Here is a 1,919-nt window from a genome sequence, read left to right as displayed (position 1 = left end):
AGCTACCGATACCCTTCTGCCGGCGAATATCCCGCTCTACTTCACTGTGACGCCGGGCCAGAAGCTGGCTGCGCTTGGCACCGGAACAGTTTCGGTGACCGAGCTTAGCTGATGGAAACGCGCATCCACATCGACAGCAACGGTCAAGACGTTGCTGTCGAAACCATTCAGGATGTTGAACCGATCCTGGAGCACAACAAGATGCTCCGATCGATGGCGCAGAAAAGCGATTGGGGGCGGCACGTTGCATCCATTCCCAATGTCATCCTGACGCGCTGGCTTAACGAAGAATACGAGCGCGGGAACGTCTCAATCAGGCTGTTCGGACCGGAAATGGATGCACTTGTCGATCGCAAGCTGAAGGACCCGGAGTGGGCATATCTCCGGACTGACAGCCAGCAGGTCCAGAGCTTCATGGGGTTCGGTAGCTGATGGCCACGATTGCGAGCGCCAGCGATCTTATTGCAGCCGTGACTGAGTATCTAGCGCGAGATCAGGACACGACTCTCATTGCTCGCATTCCGACGTTCATTCAGCTGTTCGAAGCGAAGATGAACCGGGATTTGTTTGTGCGCCAGATGGAGCAAAGGGCTACGACCACAGTCGATACGACCTCATCTGAACCTGAATTCATTTCTCTTCCTACCGATTTCCAGTCGATGCGTCGCATCAGGCTTTCGAGTGTCGATAATAAACCTCATCTGGATTTCAAGAGCGGCACTCAGTTGGATGAGTATCGCACTTCAAGCGGTAGTCCGGCAGGACAGCCTTTATTTTTCACCATCATGGGGTCCGAGATCGAGTTGGCGCCAACCCCGGATGCCAACTACACGATCGAGATGGTGTATCGGCAGAATATCCCGGCCTTGGCAAGCAATACGACCAATTGGCTTCTCACAGCCGCACCCGATCTCTACCTCTACGGAACGCTGCTCGAAACCGCTCCTTACTTGAAGGAGGACGAGCGCATCCAGACTTGGGCGCTAGGGCTCAAGACAGCCTTGGATAGCCTGAACACGGCCAACATCACCGCTGCCTTCAATGCATCTCCCTTGACGATGCGACCGAGCGGAGTGACACCTTGAATACATGGGTAATCAAACCGCAAGAAGTCATGCGCGGTTTTTCTCCAGATGGATTTTCTCGCTTGCCAAGATTTAGTACTGGATCGCTTGCCGGGTTGTGGAACGAAGAATCAGTTAGCGCGGAGACTTGGTCGATAAAGCCACAAAAAATTACACGCGGCTTTTCGCCAAGTGGATTTTCTCGTTCTCCGAGATACGACACCGGTCCGTCGGCAGGCCTTTGGAATAAGAGGTGATGGTCTAGATGGCTCTTTCCATTACGCACAAGAAGGTCTCAAGCGGAACATCTGACCCACAAGCTGAAGTTGATCTGGCGGCATGGAATGATACGCACGCCGTTGCAGGTACTCTCGATCTCAATCAGATCAACGGAACGAATTCAATCGGCGGAAATCTCGGAATAAATCAAGCTTCGCCTCTGTGTCAGCTGCATGTTGGTTCGGCAAACGTAACCAATAGCAACAATCCGTCGATCCTGATCAGCCAAGATCGCACGATGACAGCCGACGGTCACGGCTATTCTGATTCGACTAACTGGATACCGGCCGCCTCGGTTGGATATGCTCCATTCGATGCTCGAATTACGATTAAAGGTACGTTTTCCGGTTCTGGCACTCCGAGTCATGTCGCCAATTTCCAGGCCGCCGCGACTTACGGTGGGACTGTCACAGTTGCATATGACTACGGCCTCTATTCGGCGCCGACCATCAACTCTGGTGCTTCCGTTACTAACCGCATTGGCATGTACATCGCCGCGACTGGCGGCAGCGGCTCTGTGTTGCAGGAGTTTGGGATCTACATCCAGAACCTGCACAGGGGCACCGCACAGAACTA

The 1,919-nt window shown here is 53.5% G+C and carries 3 protein-coding genes; all 3 read left to right on the top strand.

Features of this window, described 5'->3' with window-relative positions; genetic code table 11:
- Positions 1-111: 111 nt before the first annotated feature.
- A complete protein-coding gene (locus tag CQ12_RS36570) occupies positions 112-432 on the top strand; it encodes a hypothetical protein (protein WP_018272520.1) in 321 nt (106 codons plus the stop codon).
- On the top strand, positions 432-1,085 hold the full coding sequence (locus tag CQ12_RS36565) for a phage adaptor protein (protein ID WP_018272519.1): 654 nt from the start codon (positions 432-434) through the stop codon (positions 1,083-1,085). Before CQ12_RS36570 ends, CQ12_RS36565 begins: the two co-directional genes overlap by 1 nt.
- A gap of 244 nt (positions 1,086-1,329) precedes the next feature.
- On the top strand, positions 1,330-1,919 hold a 590-nt coding region (locus CQ12_RS44595), incomplete at its 3' end, for a hypothetical protein (protein WP_157088708.1).

The sequence above is a fragment of the Bradyrhizobium jicamae genome (assembly GCF_001440395.1).
GTDB lineage: Bacteria > Pseudomonadota > Alphaproteobacteria > Rhizobiales > Xanthobacteraceae > Bradyrhizobium > Bradyrhizobium jicamae.
The sequence above is the reverse complement of the archived record's forward strand: the minus strand, read 5'-3'. Positions and strand labels throughout refer to the sequence as shown.

Bases quoted from the DNA above. Each gene is read 5' to 3' on its own strand.
- CQ12_RS36570 (WP_018272520.1), top strand. From the start codon at position 112: ATGGAAACGCGCATCCACATCGACAGCAACGGTCAAGACGTTGCTGTC.
- CQ12_RS36565 (WP_018272519.1), top strand. From the start codon at position 432: ATGGCCACGATTGCGAGCGCCAGCGATCTTATTGCAGCCGTGACTGAG.